General features: G+C 64.2%; 14 protein-coding genes. 9 read left to right on the top strand and 5 right to left on the bottom strand.

The window, feature by feature from the left end:
* The first annotated feature begins 61 nt into the window (after nucleotides 1-61).
* Together HBF25_RS13870 and HBF25_RS13865 are read left to right on the top strand one after the other, a co-directional pair.
* Nucleotides 62-727 (top strand): carbonic anhydrase, encoded by a 666-nt coding sequence (locus HBF25_RS13870; protein ID WP_166949366.1) that lies wholly within the window; start codon nucleotides 62-64, stop codon nucleotides 725-727.
* Nucleotides 724-1,599 carry a bestrophin family protein gene (locus tag HBF25_RS13865; RefSeq protein WP_166949364.1) on the top strand — a complete coding sequence of 292 codons (876 nt, stop codon included), beginning with the start codon at nucleotides 724-726 and terminating at the stop codon, nucleotides 1,597-1,599. Before HBF25_RS13870 ends, HBF25_RS13865 begins: the two co-directional genes overlap by 4 nt.
* Before the next feature lie 4 nt (nucleotides 1,600-1,603).
* Here HBF25_RS13865 and HBF25_RS13860 read toward each other — a convergent pair whose 3' ends face one another.
* Nucleotides 1,604-2,659, bottom strand: a complete 1,056-nt coding sequence (locus HBF25_RS13860; protein ID WP_166949362.1) for a sulfite exporter TauE/SafE family protein — start codon at nucleotides 2,657-2,659, stop codon at nucleotides 1,604-1,606.
* Nucleotides 2,660-2,801: 142 nt separating this feature from the next.
* Here HBF25_RS13860 and HBF25_RS13855 point away from each other — a divergent pair, with 142 nt between their 5' ends.
* Nucleotides 2,802-5,204 carry a GH92 family glycosyl hydrolase gene (locus tag HBF25_RS13855; RefSeq protein ID WP_166949360.1) on the top strand — a complete coding sequence of 801 codons (2,403 nt, stop codon included), beginning with the start codon at nucleotides 2,802-2,804 and terminating at the stop codon, nucleotides 5,202-5,204.
* 86 nt (nucleotides 5,205-5,290) lie between these two features.
* On the opposite strand, the gene HBF25_RS13850 is transcribed toward HBF25_RS13855, so the two are convergent.
* Together HBF25_RS13850 and HBF25_RS13845 are read right to left on the bottom strand one after the other, a co-directional pair.
* Nucleotides 5,291-7,615 carry a heavy metal translocating P-type ATPase gene (locus HBF25_RS13850; RefSeq protein WP_166949358.1) on the bottom strand — a complete coding sequence of 775 codons (2,325 nt, stop codon included), beginning with the start codon at nucleotides 7,613-7,615 and terminating at the stop codon, nucleotides 5,291-5,293.
* On the bottom strand, nucleotides 7,612-8,028 hold the full coding sequence (locus HBF25_RS13845; protein WP_166949356.1) for a heavy metal-responsive transcriptional regulator: 417 nt from the start codon (nucleotides 8,026-8,028) through the stop codon (nucleotides 7,612-7,614). The genes HBF25_RS13850 and HBF25_RS13845 overlap by 4 nt, the downstream gene beginning before the upstream one ends.
* A 158-nt stretch (nucleotides 8,029-8,186) precedes the next feature.
* Here HBF25_RS13845 and HBF25_RS13840 point away from each other — a divergent pair, with 158 nt between their 5' ends.
* The 5 genes from HBF25_RS13840 (at nucleotide 8,187) to HBF25_RS13820 (ending at nucleotide 19,807) form a co-directional block, all read left to right on the top strand.
* Nucleotides 8,187-10,571 carry a serine hydrolase domain-containing protein gene (locus tag HBF25_RS13840; protein ID WP_243853241.1) on the top strand — a complete coding sequence of 795 codons (2,385 nt, stop codon included), beginning with the start codon at nucleotides 8,187-8,189 and terminating at the stop codon, nucleotides 10,569-10,571.
* Between the two features lie 23 nt (nucleotides 10,572-10,594).
* Nucleotides 10,595-10,942 carry a zinc ribbon domain-containing protein YjdM gene (locus tag HBF25_RS13835; protein WP_166949352.1) on the top strand — a complete coding sequence of 116 codons (348 nt, stop codon included), beginning with the start codon at nucleotides 10,595-10,597 and terminating at the stop codon, nucleotides 10,940-10,942.
* Nucleotides 10,943-12,321: 1,379 nt separating this feature from the next.
* Nucleotides 12,322-15,510 carry a TonB-dependent receptor gene (locus HBF25_RS13830; RefSeq protein ID WP_166949350.1) on the top strand — a complete coding sequence of 1,063 codons (3,189 nt, stop codon included), beginning with the start codon at nucleotides 12,322-12,324 and terminating at the stop codon, nucleotides 15,508-15,510.
* Nucleotides 15,511-15,575: 65 nt separating this feature from the next.
* Nucleotides 15,576-17,921 (top strand): GH92 family glycosyl hydrolase, encoded by a 2,346-nt coding sequence (locus HBF25_RS13825; RefSeq protein WP_166949349.1) that lies wholly within the window; start codon nucleotides 15,576-15,578, stop codon nucleotides 17,919-17,921.
* 17 nt (nucleotides 17,922-17,938) lie between these two features.
* Nucleotides 17,939-19,807, top strand: a complete 1,869-nt coding sequence (locus HBF25_RS13820; protein ID WP_166949347.1) for a glycoside hydrolase family 2 protein — start codon at nucleotides 17,939-17,941, stop codon at nucleotides 19,805-19,807.
* Nucleotides 19,808-19,811: 4 nt separating this feature from the next.
* On the opposite strand, the gene HBF25_RS22435 is transcribed toward HBF25_RS13820, so the two are convergent.
* A complete protein-coding gene (locus tag HBF25_RS22435) occupies nucleotides 19,812-20,771 on the bottom strand; it encodes a methyl-accepting chemotaxis protein (protein WP_341778081.1) in 960 nt (319 codons plus the stop codon).
* A gap of 183 nt (nucleotides 20,772-20,954) precedes the next feature.
* Entirely contained in the window at nucleotides 20,955-22,352 is a 1,398-nt protein-coding gene (locus tag HBF25_RS13810; RefSeq protein WP_166949344.1) for a neprosin family prolyl endopeptidase, read from the bottom strand.
* Nucleotides 22,353-22,622: 270 nt separating this feature from the next.
* Here HBF25_RS13810 and HBF25_RS13805 point away from each other — a divergent pair, with 270 nt between their 5' ends.
* Complete coding sequence (locus HBF25_RS13805) at nucleotides 22,623-23,267, top strand: TMEM175 family protein (RefSeq protein ID WP_166949342.1); 645 nt, start codon at nucleotides 22,623-22,625, stop codon at nucleotides 23,265-23,267.

Here is a 23,267-nt window from a genome sequence, read left to right as displayed (position 1 = left end):
TCTTAAACTCCGCTCCCTACCCCGCCGCACTTTGCGGCGGGGTTCATTCCAAGGTGAGCGCATGACCCAGGAAACCCCTCGCGACGAAAGCCTGCTCGGCCTGCTCAAGGGCGTCGAGAAGTTCAGCCACAAGGTCTTCCAGGACAACAAACCCCTGTTTGACGAACTGGCCGGCAGCCAGAGTCCGCACACCCTGTTCATCACCTGCGCCGATTCGCGCGTAGTGCCCGAGATGATCACCCAGACCGAGCCGGGCGAGCTGTTCGTCTGCCGCAACGTCGGCAATATCGTGCCGGCCTATGGCGAGATGATGGGCGGCGTGTCGGCGGTGGTCGAATACGCGGTGACCGTGCTGAAGGTGAAGAACGTGGTCATCTGCGGCCATACCGACTGCGGCGCCATGAAGGGCCTGCTCAATCCCGAGTCCACGAAGGACCTGCCCACCGTGGAAGCCTGGCTACGCAATGCGCAGGCAGCGAAGAGCGCCGTATTCGCGCGCAAGCTGGAAGGTGCGGAAGCGCTCCAGGCCACGATCGAGGAAAACGTGCGCCTGCAGCTTGCGCACGTGCGCACGCATCCTGCCGTGGCCGCCGCACGGGCCAATGGCGAGATCACCCTGCAGGGCTGGGTCTACAACATCGGCGATGGCAGCGTGGTCGTGCTCGATGAGAAGACGGATCACTTTGTGCACCTGTCCGACGCCATCCAGCACGAGCACGCCGCGTGATCCTCCCGGGGCGCGCGCATCTGGGCCATATCCTGCGTTACGTGGGCCGGCCGCTGATCTGGCTGCTGGCGTGGGACGTGGCCGTGACGGTGTTCTGGTATTTCAGCCACCCGCGCTGGGCTGAGTTTCCGGCGCTGCCGGTGACCCTGCTCGGCTCGGCCGTGGCGGTATACCTGAGCTTCCGCAACACCACCGCCTATGCGCGCTGGTGGGAGGCGCGCACCCTGTGGGGCGCCATGGTGAACACATCGCGCACCCTCGCCCGTGAAGCCCTCACCCTGCTGCCGCGCCGTGACGTGGCGGCCACGGTGGCGCACCGGCAGATCGCCTACGTGCACGCCCTGCGCATGCACCTGCGTCGCCAGTCGCCCTGGGACGATCTGGCCAACCGCCTGCCGGCCGACGAGGTGGAACGCCTGCGCGGCGTCGCCAACGTACCCAACGCCATCCATGCGCGCACGGCGACGATCATCGCAGGCACCGAACCCGATCCGATCCTGCTCGCCGCCCTGTCACGCACCCTGAGCGACATCTCCAATGCGCAAGGCGGCATGGAGCGGATCAAGAACACGCCGCTGCCGCAGCAGTACGCGACTTATCCCGCCATCTTCACCCACGGCTTCTGCCTGCTGCTGCCGCTGGGACTGGTGGAAACGCTGGGCCTGTACACGCCGCTGGGCTCCACCGTGGCGGGCTTCCTGTTCCTCGCCCTGCTGCAGATCGGCAACGACATGCAGAATCCGTTCGAGAACCTGGAAGACGACGTTCCGCTCACCACCCTCACCCGCGCCATCGAGATCGACCTGCGCGATGGCCTTGGCGAAGCGCATGGACTGGAACCGATGAAGCCGGTGGACGGCATTCTCTGGTAAGTCGTCAGAAGCGATATTTTTCCACTTCGTCGCCGCGCTGCACCGATAGTTCGAAACTGCGTTCGCCAAGCGAATGCACGGCTTCGACCACGACCCGGTCGGCGCCCGACGCGAGCTGTTCCGCCTGCTCGCGAATGCCATCGGGAAGGTCGGCCAGCCCGATCAGGTATTCGATTTCCGTCGGCTCGTGCCGGCGGAATTCCACGGTCACCTCGCGGCCGAAACCGGCCAGTCGCGCATTGGTGCCGCCGGCAACCCGCTGGGTGCTCACCCCGATGCCATGCGTCTGTACCAGGGCATGACTGGCCATCGCCGTCATGGCGATACCAGCGGTCACCATCGAGCCATAGGCCAGCCGGCGGAACAGCGCCTCGCTCAGCAAGGGCAGGATGCGGCGTACGCCAAAGGTGGATATCACCGCCGCGATGGCGAGCACGGCACCCGCACCGACGGCTTCGCGCGTCACCAGCCCGAAATACACATAGAGCACGATCTTGAGCAGGTGCAGGATGATCTCGTTCGCCGCACGGGTCGCGACGATGCGCTCCTTGTCGAGGCCATAACGCAGGTAGAAGCCATTGAACAGCAGGCCGACCGCACCGGTCAGGCCCGAAACGAAGCCCGCACATAAACCGATGACGCCCAGCAGGCCCGGCCCCGGCGCCGCACGCGCCATCGTGAGTCGCGGCTTGCGCCATAGCATGGGCAGGTTGGCCAGCAGGAACAGCCCGATCAGCAGCTCGGCGTACACCGGGCTCACATGGCCCAGCAGCCAGGCGCCCATGCACGCCCCGGGAATCGAGAACGGCACGAACCAGCGCACGATGCGCCATTCCACATGGCGCAGGAACAGGCCGATGCGGGTCATGGAGCTCACGGCGCTGCCGATGGACAGCGCCACCGGCACCTGGGCCATGGGCAGGCCAAGCCTGAGCACGGGCATCAGCACCAGCCCGGCTCCACCGCCGCTGACGGCACTGATGGCAAAGGCGGCAAGCGTGGCGAAAAAGACGAGGACGAAGAACATGGAACCGACGGCGGGAGGGAGTGCGCGGATCATCCGACCCCCTACTTAGGGGAAGCTTCGATACCCCCGCGCACGGTAGAACTTCATTCATGCCGGACATGACCCATGGCACGGGACAATCGCCCCGCATAGGATTTCAATCGAGACAAATTCAGCCTGTCCAGGGGAGACTGCCTTGCGCCCGTTGCGTCCGCTCGTCCTTGTATCCGCCCTCCTGCCGGCCCTGGCCGGCGCCGCCGACGGACCGGCGAGCCTCGTCAATCCGCTGATAGGCACCACCAACGGGGGCAATGTCTTCCCCGGCGCCGTCGTCCCCTTCGGCATGCTCCAGTTCAGTCCGGAAGCCTCTCCCCTGCCGGGCAAGAAATCGCCCATCGCGGCTCCGGGCGGCTACGAATACCGCGCCGACACCCTGCGCGGCTTCAGTCTCACCAACGTGGAAGGCTGGGGCTGTGCCGGCGCATCGGGCGATGTGCCCATCATGCCGGTCACCGAAGAGGTGACCCAGTCGCCCAGCAAGGATTTTCGCCATACCTATACATCCACCTTCTCGCATGCGAATGAGCAGGCCCGGGCCGGTCACTACCATGTGACACTCGATAACGGCGTGGCCGTGGATCTCACCGCCGCCCTGCACAGCGGTGCCGCACGATTCGCCTTCCCGGCCGGCAAGCCGGCGAACGTCTTGGTGCGCGCCTCCGATTCGGAAGTGGGTTCGGAGAAGGCCACGGTCACCGTGGACGCTGCGCATCGGCGGATCAGCGGTGAGGTCACCAGCGGCAATTTCTGCGGTTACATCAACGATGCCGACAAGCGCAGCTACTACACGCTGCATTACGTGATCGAATTCGACCAGCCGTTCTCCTCCACGGGCACGTGGAAGAACGCCGACGTGAGCCACGGTGGCACGCGCAGCGAAGGCGGCACGGGTTATGGCAAGAAGGGCTTCCCGGATGCCGGCACCGGCTCGGGGGCCTGGGTGGGTTTCGCACCGGGCACGAAGGACGTAAACGTGCGCGTGGGCATTTCGTATGTCAGCGATGCCAATGCGCAGGCCAACCTCGACGCCGAAGTACCGAAGGGCACCTCGTTCGAAACCGTGCGCGACAAGGCCGTGGACGCGTGGAACGGCCAGCTCTCGCGCATCGACGTCGAAGGCGGCACGCCGGACCAGCGCACCGTGTTCTATACAGCGCTGTACCACGCCCAGATGACGCCGAACGTCTTCAGCGACGTCAACGGTGAATACATGGGCTTCGACAACAAGCCGCACCGCGTCGAAGGCAGGCAGAAGGCCCAGTACGCCAACTTTTCCGGCTGGGACGTCTACCGTTCGCAGTTGCAGCTCACAGCATGGCTCGAACCTGACATCGCCAGCGACATCGCCCAAAGCCTTTACAACCAGGCACAACAGAACAACGGCGTATGGGACCGCTGGACGCATAACAATGGCGGTACGCACGTGATGAACGGCGACCCGGCTGCGCCGGCGATCGCTGGCATCCATGCCTTCGGCGCACGCGATTTCGATGCCAGGGGCGCCCTCGCCTCGCTCGTGCATGCGGCAGACAATCCCACCGCACTGGATGCCTCGCACGATGGCTGCGAAGTGGAATGCGTCGGCCAGCGTCCCGGCCTCGAATCGTGGCTGAAGCTGCACTACATCCCTGTCGGTGCGCCGTCGTGGGGCCCCGCGGCGGATACGCTGGAACTGGCCACGGCCGAGTTCGGCATCAGCGCCCTCGCCGAACGCCTTGGCGATACTGCTACGTCAAAGCGTTTCCTTGAGCGTGCACAATACTGGCGCAATCTCTTCGACCCGAAGGCCACCGCCGAAGGCGGCTATATCCGCAACCGGAATGCAGACGGCTCCTGGGCACTGGTGAAGGACGACGACAAGGAACAGCCGCACGCGTTTACGCCGTCCACCGAAGACGGCTTCGTGGAAGGCAGCGCGGCGCAGTACGTGTGGATGGTGCCCTTCAATGCCGGCGGCCTGTTCAAGGCCATGGGCGGCCTGGAGAAGGCACGCAAGCGACTCGATGCATTCTTCTACCAGCCGGATGGCGCATTCGCGGTGACCAACGCCGGCCCGTTGCATGCCGAACTCAACAACGAACCATCCATCGGTTCGCCGTGGCTATACAACTTCGCCGGCCAGCCGTGGAAGACGCAGGAACTGGTGCGTCGCGTGCTCGACACCATCTGGTTGAACGAGCCGAAGGGCATTCCGGGCAACGACGACCTTGGCGAGATGTCCTCGTGGTACGTGTTTGCCGCACTGGGCGTGTATCCGTCGATTCCCGGTCGTGCCGAGCTGGTGGTTGGCAGCCCGTTGTTCACGCGTGCCACCGTGCACCGTCCGGGTGGTGACGTGACCATCCTCGCGCCAAATGCCGGCCAGGGACGCCCATACGTCAATGCGCTCAAGGTCGATGGCAAGCCGAGCGATCGCGCCTGGCTGCCGGAGTCCTTCACCTTGAAGGGCGGCAGGCTGGAATTCGACCTTTCCGACAAGCCGAACAAGCAGTGGGCCAGCAAGCCGAAGGACGCCCCACCCTCCTTCGACCCCCACTAACGCTCTTGTAGGAGCGCGCCTGCGCGCGACCGGTTTTCGCGATAGACCCATCTGTTCGCAAAACCCGGTCGCGCGCAGGCGCGCTCCTACATGGAGGCTTTGCGCAGGCGCAGCGCGTTGCCCACCACCGACACCGAGCTCAGGCTCATCGCCAGTGCCGCGATCATCGGCGACAACGTAAGTCCCAGCAGCGGATACAACACGCCCGCCGCCACCGGCACGCCCACCGCGTTGTAGACGAAGGCGAAGAACAGGTTCTGCCGGATGTTCTTCACCGTGGCGACCGACAAGGCCCGTGCACGTTCGATACCCGCAAGGTCACCCTTCAGCAACGTCACCGATGCACTCTCGATGGCGATATCGCTGCCGTTGCCCATGCCGATACCGATGTCGGCCGCCGCCAGCGCCGGCGCATCGTTCACGCCATCACCCGCCATTGCCACCCGGCGACCCGCTTTCTTCAGGTCGTTGACGATCTGCGCCTTGTCCTCGGGCGACGCACCGGCATGCACCTCGTCGATGGGCAGCAGGGATGCCACGGCCTTCGCCGTCGCCTCGCTGTCACCGGTGAGCATCACCAGGCGAACGCCTGCCTCATGCAGCGCCTGCAACGCCGGCTTCGTGGACACCTTCACCGGATCGGCCAGCGCCAGCGCAGCGGCAAGGCGGCCATCCACGGCGAGGAACATGGCCGTGGCGCCCTTTGCCCGCCAGGTCTCGACCAGGTCGCGCGCCGCACCGATGTCCACGCGCTCATGCTCCATGAGGCGCGCATTGCCGAGTGCCACGTCGTGTCCGTCGATACGGCCACTCACACCACGCCCCACCGCCACCTGGAAGCCCGAGACGGCAGGAATCGCCACGTTTTCGGCTTCCGCCGCCGCCACGATGGCGGCGGCCAGCGGATGTTCGCTGGGACGCTCCACGGCCGCCGCGAACGCCAAGGCTTCGGCACGCTCGACACCGAAGCCGCGCAGTTGCGTGAGTGCCGGCTTGCCCTCGGTGAGCGTGCCCGTCTTGTCGAACACCAGCGTGTCGATATCGCGCAGCGTTTCGATGGCTGCCGCATCACGGAACAATACGCCCGCCTGGGCACCGCGACCGCTGGCGACCATGATCGACATCGGTGTGGCCAGGCCCAGTGCGCACGGACAGGCGATGATCAGCACGGAAACGGCCGCCACCAGGGCATGGGCCAGTGCCGGCTGCGGGCCGACCATCCACCACGCGGCGAAAGCCAGCAGCGCGCAGACGACGACAGCCGGCACGAACCATGCCGCCACCTTGTCGGCCACCCGCTGCAACGGTGCCCGCGAGCGCTGGGCTTCGGCCACCATCATGACGATGCGCGACAGCACGGTATCCGCGCCCACATGATCCACCCGCACCACCAGCGCACCATGCTGGTTCTGCGTGCCACCGGTAACCTTGTCGTGCTCGCGCTTCGCCGCCGGCATGGGCTCGCCGGTAAGCATCGACTCGTCGATGTGGCTTTCGCCTTCCAGCACCGTACCGTCGGCCGGCACCTTTTCACCCGGCCGCACACGCACCCGGTCGCCGGCATGCAGGTGCTCAAGCGGCACGTCGTCTTCGCTGCCGTCCTTGCCGATGCGGCGTGCCGTCTTGGGCACGAGGGCCAGCAATCCACGCAAGGCGGCGCCGGTGCGTCGACGTGCACCCAGTTCGAGGAAGTCGCCCAGGGTCACCAGCGTGACGATCACGGCGGCCGACTCGAAATAGACATCCACCTCGCCATGCATGCCGCGCATCGACGGCGGGAACCATCCCGGCGCGAGGATGGCGATCGCGCTGTACAGCCACGCCACGCCGGTACCCAGTGCGATCAGCGTGTACATGTTCGGCGACCACGGCTTCAACGAACGCCAGCCGCGCGCAAAGAAAGGCGCACCGCCCCACAGCACCACGATAGTCGCGAGCGTCGCCTCGCCCCAGCGGGCAATCGACGCCCAGGGCTCCGGCCACATCCAGCCGAACAGGTGCGGGCCCATCGCGACCAGAAAGACCGGCAGCGTGAGTGCCACAAGGGTCCACAGGCGCCGTCCCAGCGAACGCACTTCGCTGTCGTCGTCATCCAGCGACGGCATCGCCGGTTCAAGGGCCATGCCGCATTTCGGGCACGACCCGGGGCCCTCCTGGCGCACCTCCGGATGCATGGGGCAGGTGTAGATCGTGCCTGCCGGCATGGCGACCTCGGGCTCCTTCGGCCCCAGGAACTTCGCCGGTTCGGCCATGAAGCGTTCGCGGCAGCGCGCACCGCAGAAGTGATACTCATGATGGTCATGCGTGGCGTGGTGCGGTGTCTTCGCCGGGTCCACCGTCATGCCGCACACCGGGTCGATAACGGTCGCGGCCTGATCGGCAGCGCCGTGCGAGCAGCAGGAATGACTCATCGACCGGGCTCCGCCAGGGCCTTGAGAATGGGGCAGTCTTCCGGGGCGCCGTGGCCCGGGCACGCGTCCACAAGTTCGGACAGGCCGTCGCGCACCCGCTGCAATTCGACGATGCGCTCGTCGATGGCCTTCAACCGGGCCGCCGCCCGCTCGCGCACACCCTCCACCCCACCATGGCGGTCGGCAGACAGCGCGAGCAGCTCACGAATCTCATCCAGCGTGAAACCAAGGTCCTTGGCCCGCCGGATGAAGCGCAGCCGGGAGACGGCGCCCTCGTCGTATTCGCGGTAACCCGAAGCCCGGCGCCGCGGTTCGGGCAACAGCCCTTCCCGCTCGTAAAACCGGATCGTATCGATGGCCACGCCGGCGCTCTGCGCGATGCGGCCGATGGTGAAGGAGGTCTGGGTAGTCATGGGGCAAGTCTAGACGCTCGATGCAACTCTAGAGTCAAGCCCTACCTATCGACCTGACTGCGTGCCACGCCGGGAAGCCCATCAGGCCATTAAACCAATGCCCGCCCGCCACCATCGAACCGATCTCGCCGAACACATGGGGGCATGTCGTGAATGGGATGCGGTATTGGGGGGCCATCGCAGCCCTGGGCTTCAGCACACTCTCCGGCCATGCCATGGCCACCGGGCCGCGAGCGGCGGCGCTCGATGCGTACCTCAATCACGCCTGCGAGGCCGGCCAGCTCAACGGCAATGTGCTCATTGCGGACCATGGCGAGGTCATCCTTCGCAAAGCCTATGGCTATGCGGATGCAAGCCGAAACGTACCGCTGTCGATATCCCACCGGTTTGACATTGGCTCGATTGGCAAGGAGTTCGACGCCACGGGCATCATGATGCTGGCCGAAGATGGGCGACTTTCGCTTTCCGATCCGGTTTCCAGATTCATACCCGACCTGCCGCCATGGTCCAGGGCCGTCACGCTCAATGATCTTCTCCACTACACCAGCGGCCTGCCGGGCATCGACAAGAATACGGTTAACAATGATGCCGATGCCCTCAGGAATCTCCGGGCATTGAAGCAACTCGACTTCCCACCGGGAACCCAATACGCGTACAACAATAACAACACCTTCCTGCGTCGACGCATCATCGAGAACGTCAGTGGGATGAACTACTCTGCCTTTCTGAAAACCCGTGTTTTCCCCAAGGCAGGAATCACCGACGCAGTCATCGACCCCGTCGATGGCATCCCCCGGATAGCGCGGGGGTTCACCGCAGATTTCAAGGAAGACCCGTTGAAGGTCCGTCTCTCCGGCTGGCCGGCGGTCACCGTCGATGACCTTTTTCGCTGGTCGAACTGCGTCACGAGGTTTTGCCTGATTACACCGGACAGCACGCGCCGGATCCTGACGACCGGTAATCCCAGGTGGCAGACAGGTTTTGGTCACGGCGAAATGGATGGCGACCACCTCATCCGCCACGTTCATGACGGGAGCAACTACAACTTCGAAGCGCTTCTGATGGCCGATCCCATCAAGGGTCGCACGCTCATTCTGCTGACCAGCCAGAATCGCAATGACGTCTATGCCATGGCCGACGCCATCAACGCCATTCTCGACAATCAGCCTGCCGGAGTCTCGGTGGCCAAAGCGGGGGCGACCAGTACGCCGGATACGCGTGCCGACCTGATGGCGTCCGGAAGCCTTCGCACCAACCTGCATACGGGCGTGGTGAAGGGGGACATCTGCATGACGCATCGACCCGAAGCACTCTCCGGCGCTTTCGTGCTGAATACAGGGCTCAATGTGGCGAAGGTGACCGATGGCCAGGGCAATGCCGTTTCATTCGATGGATCCTATGGTCCAGACATCGACGGCGAGGCACGGATCTACACCGTCACCCATGCACCACCCATGCTGTGCGTGCAGTATGTAGGCGCCCTTCCCATCTACCCGGCACACGATGCTCCCGGCGACTTCAAGGGCATCATGGCCTTCAATGGGGACAGTTTCCGCTTCAGCGAGCAGTCGGCATGGCTGCCGTTGCCCTACGATCCGAAAGCCAGGGTGCGCGCTGGTGACATGGCTTACCACCTTGATGTCACCTGCGATGACTGTCGTTTCATCTATGCCAATGGCGATGCTCCGCTGGAAGGGACCGAGGCCACGTTCCATAGCGATATCGCACGGCCGCCCATGATTTTCGGGGGCACGGGGCCCATCACGAAAACCGCCAACGTCACCATCCTCAACGAATCCGTCGATGCCACTTCATCGGAGGCCATGTCCGGACTGGTCGGGAAGGTCCAGTCGTACTACCAGGACTATATGGGCAAGGCCATGATGGATCGCCCGGTGTTCCTGCGCATGATCACCATCGACCAGGTGCGACGGGACCGGACCGGGTCCGGCTGGGGGTTTGCCACCTGGCCGACGATTGCCTTCAGTGGCAGTGTCGGGAAGATCGGCACGACGCTACTGGCGGGCGGCGATAAAGCCGATCAGGAAATCAGCTATCTTGCACACGAGCTCGGGCACTACTACTTCGGCACGCTGGTGCGGCCACAAGGGCCGTATGCCTGGTTCCTTCTGGAATCCAACGCCGAGTTCCTCTCCATGAAAGCGCTTCGGGCCATCCGTGGCAAAGCGGCAGCCGACAAACGCGTGGCCCATTGGGCCGAGCAGGCCGCTAAGCAGAAGGAAGCATTTATCCCGCTGGACAAGGTGACCCAAAGCGGCGACATCTCCGAATCCTATCGCTACAGCTATGGCCCGTTCCTTCTGCTATCGCTGGAGCAACAAGTAGGCGAGAAGAAAATGAGGGCCTTCATGCGCGCCCTGCTCACAGCGCCAGTGATCACATCGTGGGAAGACCTGCACAGGGTCGCCCTTGGTGCGGGTATCCGGCCGGATGACTGGAATCACTGGCAAAAGACCTGCGTTGCCACGGGAAAACCCATCTGCGGACAACCTGCTGCGACACTGACGCCTCGCGGCGTCTGAAAGCACGCGTGGTAAAATCGGGCATGACTACCCATGACATCCCGCCCTGCCCCGTCTGCGGCATGGAAAACACCTATCCGGACGGCGAGCATTTCATCTGCCCGGATTGCGCCCACGAATGGCCCCAGGTTGCCGCTGCATCCGACGATCCCGATACCGTCGTTCGCGACGTCAACGGCAATGTCCTTGCCAGTGGCGACACGGTCGTCGTCATCAAGGACCTCAAGGTCAAGGGATCGTCCATTCCCCTCAAGCAGGGCACGGTGATCCGCAACATCCGCCTTGTCGATGGCGATGCCGAACATATCGAAGGCAACTCGGACAAGATCAAGGGGCTCGTGCTCAAGGTCTGTTTCCTGAAGAAGGCCTGATCGCAACGATCAGGTTCTACCCCCTGTAGGAGCGCGCCTGCGCGCGACCATTCATGGCGCACCCCATCATCGCTCCCGCTCCACCGGTCGCGCGCGAGGCGCGCTCCTACAGAGGGTATGTTGTCGCGAGTTGATTGCCCATCCGGTAGCAGTGTTGCGTTGTAGGAGCGTGCTTGCGCGCGACCGGTGGGATCGAAACGATGAAGGTATTCGCGACAACCGGTCGCGCGCAGGCGCGCTCCTACAACACGCCGCGATCACGACGGGGAGAGGCGGCGGGGGCGGCCCTTGGTGCGACTTGATGGAGGTGAGGGGAGTGGGCGGATAAGGCCGCGCAGCGGGGCCGGCCAGGAAGGCCGGCCTTTCCTGCCGAGACAGGATGTCGAGTCAGGAAACCCCGCGCGCTCACCGTGCCCGAAGGGGCGTAAGCCATAAGACACTGAGCCGCGCAGCGGCTCCTCTTTTCCCGAGGGACACCGCAGGCCGGAGCGGCAAGGGCCGCCCCCGTCGCCTCGTGCGCCGCCACGTCTCACGCGCCGATGCGAGGCCGGAAGGCTAGCCCGCCCTGCGGAGCGAAACACCACCAGGGCTGGGTTCCTACGGAGCGCAACATCGCCGATGCGATCGGGTCCCACACCTTCGGTAGGGAGGCCTCCTCATTCGGAGACGCTACGTATCAAACGGTCGCGCGCGAGGCGCGCTCCTACAGGGTATGGCGTCTTTTCCACCCTTGCCACGCATTCTTTTTGCGGCGCAGCGTGACAGCCTGCCGTTTCGGCGTCTTAATTCGCCACCAGGGGAAATTAGATCGATCCAATGCCAGGCAGGACCGGAGCATCCGGTGCTGCCTGACCGGGACCGGGGGTGGCAAGGCATGGGGGTGCAGGCATCAGTTGCCGCACGAATGTCTCCGCTGCTCCCGCCTGCCGTAGCGAGGGGAATGGGAAGCCGTTTGATGACAACAAGATATGCCCGCCTTTTCAGGATGGCCCAGCCGCGTACCGCATTCACCGCTGCGGTAATGCGGATTATTGTCGTGGCCAGTAATTCCCTTCGTCCTGCTTCCCGGCTCCGCGAGCCTGCGGACACCCTGCTGTCGCCTCGCTCGTCCGGCCTCCCCGGCCGACGATCGCGACGACGCCATCCCCTGCTTCGGGGCTCCTTGCCATAGGCCTTCGCCTTCTGCACCAGGGGAATTGAAGCAACCACCGCCGATCAGCCTGGACGCTTTCGGCCATCCAAATTTTGGATCGATCCAATCCAAGGGGAAAGGAGGACGCGTGTAGCCAGAGATCGCGCATCTGCGGCGAGTGATCGAGCGGGGGCTCACCACGCCGCACTCCATACGAATGCACACCATTGAGGGGAATAAAAACAAAATGAATAACAAGCCACATATGCTCATGCGCAAACCGCTGTACACGGCCCTCGCTTCCGCGACGCTGTCCTTTGCCGGTTACCTTGGCCTGCCTGCCGACGCCATGGCGCAAACGGCCACGCCCGCCTCCACGACCACCAGCCCGGCCGCACCGGACCAGGCCACGGACACCGCGAAGCCGAAGAAGAACGACAAGAGCAAGAAGGCCGACAAGAACGGCGATGCCACCGGCACCACCGACCTCGATTCGGTCGTGGTCACCAGCTATCGCCAGTCGATCAACCAGAACATGGAAGACAAGCGCGAAGCCAACTCCATCGTCGAGGTGATCAACGCGCAGAACATCGCCCAGTTCCCCGCCAAGAACATCGCCGACGCGCTCGCTCACGTGCCTGGCGTGGTCATCAGCCGCGAGTCCGGTGAAGGCAAGACGGTGAGCATCCGTGGCCTGGCCCCCGAACTGACTCTTACCCAGTTGAACGGCAACTACGTCGCCTCGGCCGATACCTCGGCGGGCCTGACCCGTTCGTTCAACTACACGCTGTTCCCCGCCAACATGTTCTCGGACATCAAGCTCTACAAGAGCCTTGAAGCGCGCCTGGACGAAGGCGGCATCGGCGGCAACGTCGACCTGCGCACCCGCCGCCCCCTGGAAATGGGCGTGAACGAAGGCTTCGTGACCGGTACCGCCGCGTCGTCGGACACCAGCAGCAAGACCCAGCCCCAGGTATCGGGGCTGTGGTCGTGGAAGAACAAGGACGAGACCTTCGGCGTGCTCGTCGCCGGTTCGTACCAGAAGCGCAGCACCACCACCTACCAGGCCGATGCTTCGAGCTGGCACTGGTGGTCCGACAACTGTGCGAGCAATACCAACTGTACCCAGCCGCCGACGAACGTGCATGGCGGCACCTTCGATCCCTCCGTTGCATCCAATATCGACCAGTGGGGCAACGGCGTGGTTGACCAGGCCGGCCGGAAGTACAACGGCTTCTGGATGCCGCAGCAGTTTTCCACCAGCCAGAACCAGCTCGACCTGAAGACCAAGGGCGCGCAGGCAACGATGCAGTTCAAGCCCAGCGACCACTTCCTGCTGACGGGTAACTACTTCCGTTTCGAGCGCCAGCAGACCCAGATCACCAACACGCTGGAAGTGCCCGAGTGGGGCCTGCCGGGCAACAGCAACTATGCCGATCAGCAGGGTCGCCTGCTTGCCCCCAACGGCCTGACCTTCGATCCCTCGCACACGATCGTCACCGGCGCCAACTACCAGCTTCCGCCCAGCGGTGTGGGCTGCAATGCCTCGGTCAATCCGTCGACGGGCAAGGCGCGCCAGGCAGTGGACGTGTGCTCCACGGAAATCCCCTGGCTCAACGGCAACTATTCGGTCGAGAAGGCCACCTCGCAGACCCTCAACCTCGAAGGTGAATGGGATAACGGTGGCAGCCTCAGCGGCTCGTTCAACGTTGGCCGCACCTGGGCCAAGGGCGGCCCGTCGGTGCAGCTGAGCATGGCCGCCAAGCCGCGCAACTTCGTCAACGGCCAGTGGGTGGACGGCAGCAACGGCGCCTCGTGGACGCTGGACAACCCGGGTATCAACGCCTCGCCGGACGTGCTGCGCAACATGCTTGCCGGTGCAGGCCAGGTCGACCTGGGCTCCACCGGTTCGAACATGGTCAACACCAGCACCTCGCAGAACTTCGCCCAGGCGGATTTCACGTGGGCCTTCGATTCCACCTGGCTGCAGTCGATCCAGTTCGGTGGGAAATACACCGACGCGCATGCCGAGCAGCAGAGCAATGAAATGCGCTGGTACTGCAAGGGCACCACCCTGCAGTTCCAGACCTGCGATCCGAACGCCGGCCAGCTGCCCGCAGGCTTCCTGCTGGCCAACAGCCTCAACGGCAGCAACGAGGTCTACGACAACAGCATCTTCCCGGGCATCAACTTCCCGGCTTACTACAATCACCTGAACTCCACTTATGACCGGGTGATCTACAACAAGCCGCAGAACAAGTCGTCCATCGGCGAGAAGATTGCCGCGGCCTACGTGCAGGCCAATTTCGATACGGGCACCATCCGCGGCAACGTGGGTCTGCGCTTCGTCACCACGAAGCAGGACCTCACCGTCGCCAACGACATCACCACCAACAACGCGGTGTACTACCACGACCCGGCGGGCAATATCCTGATCTGCCCGGCCAATGGCGTGAATGCCGGCGGTGGCGCCTGCGCACCGGGTGACTTCCAGTACCTGCCGCGCGAAGTGGCGGTGGTCGAGAACTTCACCAACGCCACCACGAAGAAGCGTTACAACAAGCTGCTGCCCAGCTTCAACATCGCCTGGACCATCGCCGACAGCTTCGTGCTGCGTGCCGCCGGTTCGCAGGCCATGGCACGCGCCAACTACACCGACCTGGCGCAGCTCGGCAGTCTCACCAACTACACCCAGGCCTACTACAACGATCGCAAGCAGTTCGGCTCGCCGCAGCCTGGCTGGTACGGCAGCGGTGCCAATGCCGCCCTGAAGCCGTACACCGCCACGCAGTTCGACCTGGCCGGCGAGTGGTACTACGCCCCGCAGTCGGTGATTGGTATCGACCTGTTCCAGAAGAAGGTGAAGAACTTCGTCGTGCCGGTCACGGTGAACAACATCGACGTTAACGTCGGTGGCAGCACGCAGAACTTCATGCAGTACAGCACCAACGCCAACGGCCGCTCCGGTACGTCGAAGGGCATTGAGTTCTACACCCAGCACACCTGGGACTCGGGCTTTGGCTACATCGCCAACTACACGCTCAACAAGACGAACGAAACTCCCGTCTCGCTGGGCGACACGCAGGTCGGCAAGTCGGAGCTGATCGGCAGCGCGAAGTACGCGGCGAACGTCTCGCTGTTCTATGAAAAGAACGGCCTGCTGCTGCGTGCCAGCGACAACTGGACGGGTCGCACGATGCAGGGTCTCACCTCGGGCCTGCCCATCTACGCCCAGCCTTATCACCAGATCGACGTGAACGGCGACTACGAGTTCAACAAGCACTTCATGGTCACCGCCTCGATCATCAACCTGACCAAGTCCACGCCGCATACCTACCTGGGTAGCGACACCCGGGCCCGACTGGTCCAACTGATGTATCCGGGCCGCCAGTACTACGTAGGCGTGACGTACAAGTTCGGTGGTGCTGACAAGTAGTAAACACGAGCGGGGCCGGGCGACAACGCCCGGCCCCGCAATCCTTCCGCTCCCTGGAAGCGCGCATGATCCCCTCTTCTGCACGATCCCTTCTCGCCGTGGCACTGGCGACCTTCGCCCTCGACAGCCTCGCAGCACCGCCGCCGGCCGCCGGCCATCCATCGACGCTCGACCTCGCCAACCCGCTGGTGGGCACCTCGGCCCTCGACCGGCAGGATCTCATCGGTAACTCTCCTCCGCCCGGCGAGCCGCTGTACACCGGCATGACGACGCCGGGTGCCAGCCTTCCGCAGAGCGCCACCGAAGCCGCGCCGGTCAATATCAACGTCGACCTCGGTTTTGCCACGGGCGTACCGGTGGCCTACGACTACCGTCGTCCCACGATGGTGGGCTTTACGGGAGGCGGTTCTACCTACGGAGCACGTGGCGCTCCCATGGTCATGCCGGTGGTGGGCGACTGGACCGTGCCGCCCGACTACGCCACCTCAACCTATGACAAGGCGAGCGAGAAGGCATCGCCCGGCTATTACGCGGTAGACCTTTCCAGCTTCCGTACCCGGGTCGAGCTGACGGCGACACAGTGGACCAGCCTGATGCGCTTTACCTTCCCGGAAAGCCATCGTTCCAACGTCATCATCAACCTGCGCCGCGACGGCGGCGAGGTGGAAGTGGTGGACGATCACACCGTGCGCGGCGTCGCCACGGCAGGGCGTCGCGACCACGACGCGGATGGTCCGTTCTTCGTCGCTGAGTTCTCCCGGCCTTTTGCGCACTTCGGTACCTTCCATGCCGAGATCATCCACAAGGGCGAAGGACTCGGCCGGGAAGACGTGCAGGCCGATCGCCGCAGTGTCTCCGGCGATTATGCCGGCGCCTATCTCACCTTCGACACGAAAAACGGCGACCAGGTGACGGTACGCATTGCCCACGGCCACAGCGCCGCAGAGGCCGAGCAACGACTGAAGGCCCAGGACAGTGATACGGATTTCGACCGCGTGCACGAGAAGGCGCGCGCGAAGTGGGCCCAGTTGTTCGATCGTGTCGAGGTAACCGGCGGCACGCCGAAGCAGCGCATGCTGTTCTACTCTACGCTTTACCACTCTTTCGCCAGCCCGCGCATGATCGCACGCAAGGGCGAGCACTATACGGACTCCAGCGGCAACGACCAGGTCGCCCGCTACGACCATTACGGCCCGGTGCCGTTCTGGGACACCGGCCGCAACCAGATTGCACTGCTGATGCTGATGCAGCCGGCCGTGGTGCAGGACATCATGCAATCGGAATTGGACCGCGCCCGTGAGCGTGGCTACATGAATACGTCGTTCCATGGCGACCATGCCGTGTTCCTCTACGACGGCGCCTGGCAGCGCGGCATTGCGTTCGACTATGCCGCCGCGTACGAATCCCTGCGCAAGAACGCCACCGATCCCAACGGGCCGCGCGGTTACCTCGCCGAGTACATGAAACAGGGCTGGATCTCGGACATCGTGCCGCCGGGTAACCCCAGTCCACCCTATGCAGGTGGCAAGGCTGGCGTGGCAACCACGCTAGAATACGCCTGGGACGATCATGCGCTGGCCGACATGGCCCTCCGGCTGGGCAAGAAAGACGATGCGCAGATGTTCCTGCATCGCGCTGCAAACTATCGCAACGTCTTTGATCCCTCGGTGGGCTTCTTCCGTGGCCGCACGGAGGATGGCAAGTGGATATCACCCTTCGATCCGGGCGAGCCGTACTACAACTTCATGATGAAGGAAGGCTCCGGCTGGTCCACCCTGTGGCTGGTGCCGCATGACGTGCAGGGACTCATGACCCTGCTCGGTGGCCGCGATGCCTTCAACGCCAAGCTGGATGCGTTCTTCTCCACGCCTTATACCGCCAGGGGTATATGCCGCGATTGCACGGGCCTGATCGGACAGTATGTACAAGGCAACCAGCCCGACCAGCAGGCTGCCTACCTCTACGCGTGGAGTGGCCAGCCATGGAAGACGGCCGCACTCACCCGGCGCATCCTCAACGACATGTACGGCAGCGACGCCAGCGGTTATGCCTACCCGGGCATGGACGACCAGGGCTCCACGTCGTCCTGGTACGTGCTGAGCGCGATGGGCTTCTACCCGGTCGATCCGTCGAGGCCGGAGTACATCATCGGCAGCCCGATCTTCGACCGCGTGCGCCTGCGCCTGGGCAACGGCAAGGTGCTGGAGATCGTCGCGCAGAACAATTCCGAGCGGAACATGTACATCCAGTCCGCCACGCTCAACGGCAAGCCCTGGACCAGGCCCTGGTTCAGCCACGCCGATATCGCCAGGGGTGCCACGCTGGTGCTCACGATGGGCCCTGAACCCAGCAAGACCTGGGGCACCGATCCACACGATGCGCCGCCGTCCATGTCGACGGCCGCACAGTGAACCGACGAGGAAAACAGATGACCGGCAAGATCAAACGCAATGGCCTGAGCGCCTGGATCGGCATGGCGCTCGCGATGGGAGTGGCGCCGTTGGCGATGGCGGCACCCGACACCGCCACCGTATGGAACGGCAAGGTCGCACCGCTGGCCACGCCGTGGACGGCTGAGGTATCGCCGAAGAACGCCCTGCCCGAGTACCCGCGCCCGCAGCTGGCCCGGCCTTCGCTGGAACAACCCCGCTGGATGAGCCTCAACGGCGTATGGCAGTACTCAGCCGCCGATGGCAAGGGCGCGCCGCCCTTCAACCAGGATCTGAAAGACCAGGTGCTCGTGCCCTATCCCATCGAATCGGCGCTATCGGGCGTGCAGAAACATGCCGATGACATGTTCTATCGCCGCATGGTGGATATCCCTGCCGACTTCACCACCAACGGTCAGCATGTGCGCCTGAACTTCGGCGCTGTGGCTCAGGACGCTACGGTCTACGTCAACGGCAGGCAGGTGGCGAAGCACACGGGTGGCTACACCTCGTTCAGTGCCGACATCACCCAGGCACTGCATGCGCAAGGCCCCCAGGAAATCGTCGTCGCCGTGCATGCACCCGTGGACAGCGCCAACGTGATGGTCGGCAAGCAGCGACTGAAACCCGAGGGAATCTTCTACACCGCAGCCTCCGGCATCTGGCAATCCGTCTGGCTGGAACCCGTGCCCGCTGCAAGCCTCGCGCAACTGGATTTCACGGCGGTTAAAAGCCTCGACGCCTTCACGGTCACCACGAAGATCGACGGTACCGGCGCAGGAGCGACGTTGAAGGTCACCGCCTATGCAGACGGTAAGCAGGTGGGCGAGGCCAGCGGCCCCGCCGGCAAGCCCCTGCGCCTGCCTGTTGCGCATCCGCATACCTGGAGCCCGCAAGACCCGTTCCTGTATACGTTCAAGGCCACGCTCACGCAGGGCGGCAAGCAGGACGAAGTGACCAGCTATGCGGGCCTTCGTACCATCGCCATTGCCAAGGTGGGTGGCAAGAACCGCATCGTACTGAACGGCAAGCCGACCTTCCTGCTGGCCACGCTCGACCAGGGCTACTGGCCCGACGGCATCTACACCGCGCCTACCGACGCGGCACTGAAGTTCGATATCCAGAAGACCAGGGACTTCGGCTTCAACACCATCCGCAAGCACATCAAGGTGGAGCCCGCCCGCTGGTACTACTGGGCCGATCGCATCGGCATGATGGTGTGGCAGGACATGCCATCACTGCCTACCGGACGCAACGACGCGCTGAGCGCCACCGACAAGTCCGGCTTCCGTGCCGATGTCACATCCATCGTCGGGCAGCTCAAGGGCCATACCTCGATCATCGGCTGGATTCCGTTCAACGAAGGCTGGGGCCAGTGGAGCATTCCGGCAGCCGCCGAACTGTCGGCGCAGATCAAGCAACTGGATCCGTCACGCATCGTCGATGCCCGCAGCGGCCTGAACTGCTGCGATACCAAGGGTGACCCGAAGGCCGGCGACGTATACGACGTGCATGATTACCAGGGTCCCGGCCTGCCCACCCCGGATGCCACCCGCGCCTCCATGGACGGCGAGCATGGCGGCCTTACCCTGGGCGTTCCCGGTCACGTATGGCCGAACACGGCGATCAATCCCTATGGCGACGTGAAGGACGCCGAAGCACTGAACGCCGGTTACGTAGCCAACACCGCCGTGCTACGCGACAAGGGGCCGGGCAAAGGCATGTCCGGCAGCGTGTATACGCAGATCACCGACGTCGAGGGTGAACACAACGGGCTCTATACCTACGACCGCAAGGTCGAAAAAGTGGACGAGGCCAGGGTGCGCGAGATCAACGAAGCAACGATTCGCGCGAACGACGGCCCCTGATCATTCAACGGCGGTCGTAGACCCTGTCCAGTTCGGCGGCCGCCGCGTGCACGCGGTCGATGCCCGAAGCCTGGGCGCGTGCCGTGACGGAAACCTGTCGTGCGACCTCGCCGAGTTCGCCGACAGATTCGTCCAGCACGCCCATCACGGAGGCGGCGTGGTTCACCTTCGCCACGCCCTCGTCCACCGTGGACTGGGCTTCCCGGATGAGCGTCCGTATCTCGCGTGAGGCGGCTGCGCTGCGGGCGGCGAGTTGCCGGACTTCCGCCGCGACAACGGCAAAGCCACGCCCCGCTTCCCCTGCCCTCGCAGCCTCGATGGCCGCATTGAGCGCAAGCAGGTTGGTCTGAAAGGCAATCGCATCGATCGTTTCCAGGATGCCGCCCATGGACTGGGTATCCTGGCGGATGCCTTCCATGGTGCGCATGGCGTCCATCGCTGCGTTGCGTCCATCGGCCGCCTTGCTTCGCGCCTCGATGGCCAGCCGCTCGCCCTGCTGGGCTTCGCGGCAATTCCCGGAGACCGCATCGGCCAGGGCCCCCACTTCGGCCTGGAGCACGCGCGCGGCCAGCGTCTGCGCCGTGATATCGGTGGCGTACTTGATCACCTTCAGCGGCGTGCCGTCACGATCAAGCACCGGGTTGTAGGTGGCCTGTATCCAGACCTCCTTGCCCCCTGCGCCGACGCGGCGAAAGAGCCCGCCCTGCAATTCACCGGCCTGTAACCGCTTCCAGAAGTCCGCATAGGCGGCCGAGGATGCCTCCTCGCGCTCGACGAACATGCGGTGATGCGCACCGATCACCTGGTCCGCGGCATAGCCCATGGCATCGAGGAAGTTCTGGTTGGCCGCGAGGATCGTCCCATCCAGTTCGAACTCGATGATGGCCTGCGCACGATCGATCGCCTCCAGCCGCGCCGTGTCCGAGGCTCGCTCCAGCGCCTGCTCCATGGCTTCGATGTCCACCGGCACTACTGCTTCGGTCGCACGGCGACCTGAGAACCAACGCCCGATCATTGCCACCCCAAAAGTGTGATGTAGATCACATTATCGACACCCCCGCCGGGTGCTTGAGCGTGGGTCGTTCCATCCGTTCAGAAAGCCCGGGCGGCATGGCGCCGCCCGGGCTTTTCGTCCGCAGAGCGTGAATCAGCCCGGATAGGCGGCCTTGCACTGTGCGTTGGCCGTGCCCGGACCACCCAGGTAGAAGCTGGTGCCCGACATGCCCGGCTGGAGCGTCGGGGTGGTGGATACGCCGGCCGGCAGCGACTGGCCGAGCTGGCCCGGGGTCACGCCAATGAGCGACAGCGTGTAGCAGCTGGGCGTGGCATTGAGCCAGGTATCCCGCGCGGCGAGATTCACCGGATGCTGGTTCCAGCCACTGTCGAGGGAATACTCGTTGGTGACGAAGGCGGCGTGGCGATAGCCGGTTTCCGCGAACTGGCCGCTGCCCATGGCCGCCGAAGGCAGGCCGTCACGGGCGATCTCGCCACCGGCGTCCATGCGACGCAGGCCATTGTTCACGCCCATGTTGCCCTGGCCGTAGAGCGATGCCGGGAGGTAACCCACGTACTCGCCATCGACCACCAGCCACCAGACCTGGTCGCTGTCCACGCGCTGCCACTGCACCGTCATGATGGTTTGCGTGCCGTTTGCCACGCTGTAGCGGTCCGACGGAATGGCCGTGCCCAGCGAGAAATCGTTCGCGTACTGCACGAAGCCCGAGCAGCCCAGGTTGTAGCAGCCGGTCGACTGGTAGCCGTCAGCCGTCCAGTATTCGAACACCGTCGGCGACGTGGTGCCCCACGCACCCGGCTGCACCTGCCAGCCACCTTCGGCCGTCTGCACGCCGCTGCTGCCCTGGCCGGTCACCCAGATCTGGATCAGCGACATCGTGCGGTTGTCGGCGGCAGGCTTCCACAGGTTCAGGCCGGCACCGCCGCCGTAGATATTGGTCGGCGTGATCTGTGCCACATGCGAGTAGTAGTGCGTGTTCGACGCCGTGGCCTGCGGTTTGGCCAGGAAGTCTTCCAGCGTCGCATGCGCGGCGATCTGGTCGATATCCACGCGACGGAACGGCACGTTGCCAGCCGCACAGCGGCGCGACGACGTACTGCCATTGCTGGTCTTCGCACCGGCGGGCGGGGCGATCAGATGGCTGCCATCACGCAACGACGGCTGCTGGTCCACCGGAATGCAGTCGAACACCTGGTCGCCGGCCGTGAAGGTACTGGTGACCGTGAGGCCTTCATACGTATTGGCCAGGTACGCCTGCATGCGGGCGAATTCCGCCCGTGATGCCTTGATCGCCGGATTGTCGCGCTTCACGGCATCGAAACTCCGCGTCTGCTGCACCGAGCGGAACTGGCGGAAATCGGACGTGGCGATGCGCGCCGAAGCCGTGGTGACATCGGCCTGGCGTGTGATGCCGATCCGCGGCATCACGCTGTCGACATCGCGCGTGGACGCATGGGCGTCTGCACCGATGGCAAGGAACATGGAAGCGGCGAGAAGCGCCGGACGAACTGCCCGTTGGGTCATATGCATGATCTTCCTGATGGATGACGGTGACCGCCCTGGCGACAGGCCATCGGCCCGGCCAGAGCGGATGCGTGGAGCACCCCGAGAATCCCCCATGCCTATCCACGCGTCTGTGCCGTATGCATCACATCAGCCACGCAACGTGACCGGTTTCACGGATCAGGTATCGGTCGCCGCCGAGCCGTTCGCCAGGCGCACCCCGGCACCGGACCCGTTGCCTGAACGGGAAGCCATGGGCGATCATCGCGTTTCGACACCACGGTGGGGGAGCCGATCATGTCGCAAGTGCAGGAACAGCAACTGGAACGCCTGACGTTCTTCTCAGACGCCGTGTTCGCCATTGCCATCACGCTGCTGGTCATCGAGATTCACGTGCCGCAGCCGGAAGGCCGCGACGATGCCGCATGGCTGCATGCGCTGGTCGAACTGCTGCCGCATTTTTTCGGCTTCGTGCTGAGCTTCATCGTGGTGGGGGCACTCTGGGCTGCGCATCACCGTGTGTTCGGCATGCTGCGCGGATTCCATCCGTCGCTGGTATGGCGCAACCTCGCCCTGCTCATGTCCGTAGCATTCATGCCGTTCTCGTCGGCACTCATGAGCACGCACTCGAACGAGCGCATCCCGGAAATGTTCTATGCGCTGAACCTGTTCGTCGCCGGCCTGCTGCAATACCGCCTGTTCCGCAGTGCCCTGCGCGCGCCCTATCTGCGCGAAGAAGCCAATGATAACGACGTCGCCATGATGCGGCGAAGGACGCTCGCGCTGCCCTGCATGGCGGCGCTGGCCTTCGTGCTGGCCATATGGGCACCGGGTCCGAGCAACCTGCCTCTCGCGCTGATGCCGCTGGTCGTGGTCTGGTTCGCGCGGGGAAGCCTGCGCCGCTCCCGTGTCGCGCCGGCGAAGCAAGCCGACGCGACCTGA

Source organism: Luteibacter anthropi (genome assembly GCF_011759365.1).
Lineage (GTDB): Bacteria > Pseudomonadota > Gammaproteobacteria > Xanthomonadales > Rhodanobacteraceae > Luteibacter > Luteibacter anthropi.
This window is presented reverse-complemented; position numbering and strand designations above follow the sequence as displayed.

Coding starts and splice junctions, on each gene's coding strand:
- HBF25_RS13870 (WP_166949366.1), top strand. CDS start 62: ATGACCCAGGAAACCCCTCGCGACGAAAGCCTGCTCGGCCTGCTCAAG.
- HBF25_RS13860 (WP_166949362.1), bottom strand. CDS start 2,659: ATGATCCGCGCACTCCCTCCCGCCGTCGGTTCCATGTTCTTCGTCCTC.
- HBF25_RS13850 (WP_166949358.1), bottom strand. CDS start 7,615: ATGAGTCATTCCTGCTGCTCGCACGGCGCTGCCGATCAGGCCGCGACC.
- HBF25_RS13845 (WP_166949356.1), bottom strand. CDS start 8,028: ATGACTACCCAGACCTCCTTCACCATCGGCCGCATCGCGCAGAGCGCC.
- HBF25_RS13840 (WP_243853241.1), top strand. CDS start 8,187: ATGCGGTATTGGGGGGCCATCGCAGCCCTGGGCTTCAGCACACTCTCC.
- HBF25_RS13835 (WP_166949352.1), top strand. CDS start 10,595: ATGACTACCCATGACATCCCGCCCTGCCCCGTCTGCGGCATGGAAAAC.
- HBF25_RS13830 (WP_166949350.1), top strand. CDS start 12,322: ATGAATAACAAGCCACATATGCTCATGCGCAAACCGCTGTACACGGCC.
- HBF25_RS13825 (WP_166949349.1), top strand. CDS start 15,576: ATGATCCCCTCTTCTGCACGATCCCTTCTCGCCGTGGCACTGGCGACC.
- HBF25_RS13820 (WP_166949347.1), top strand. CDS start 17,939: ATGACCGGCAAGATCAAACGCAATGGCCTGAGCGCCTGGATCGGCATG.
- HBF25_RS13810 (WP_166949344.1), bottom strand. CDS start 22,352: ATGCATATGACCCAACGGGCAGTTCGTCCGGCGCTTCTCGCCGCTTCC.
- HBF25_RS13805 (WP_166949342.1), top strand. CDS start 22,623: ATGTCGCAAGTGCAGGAACAGCAACTGGAACGCCTGACGTTCTTCTCA.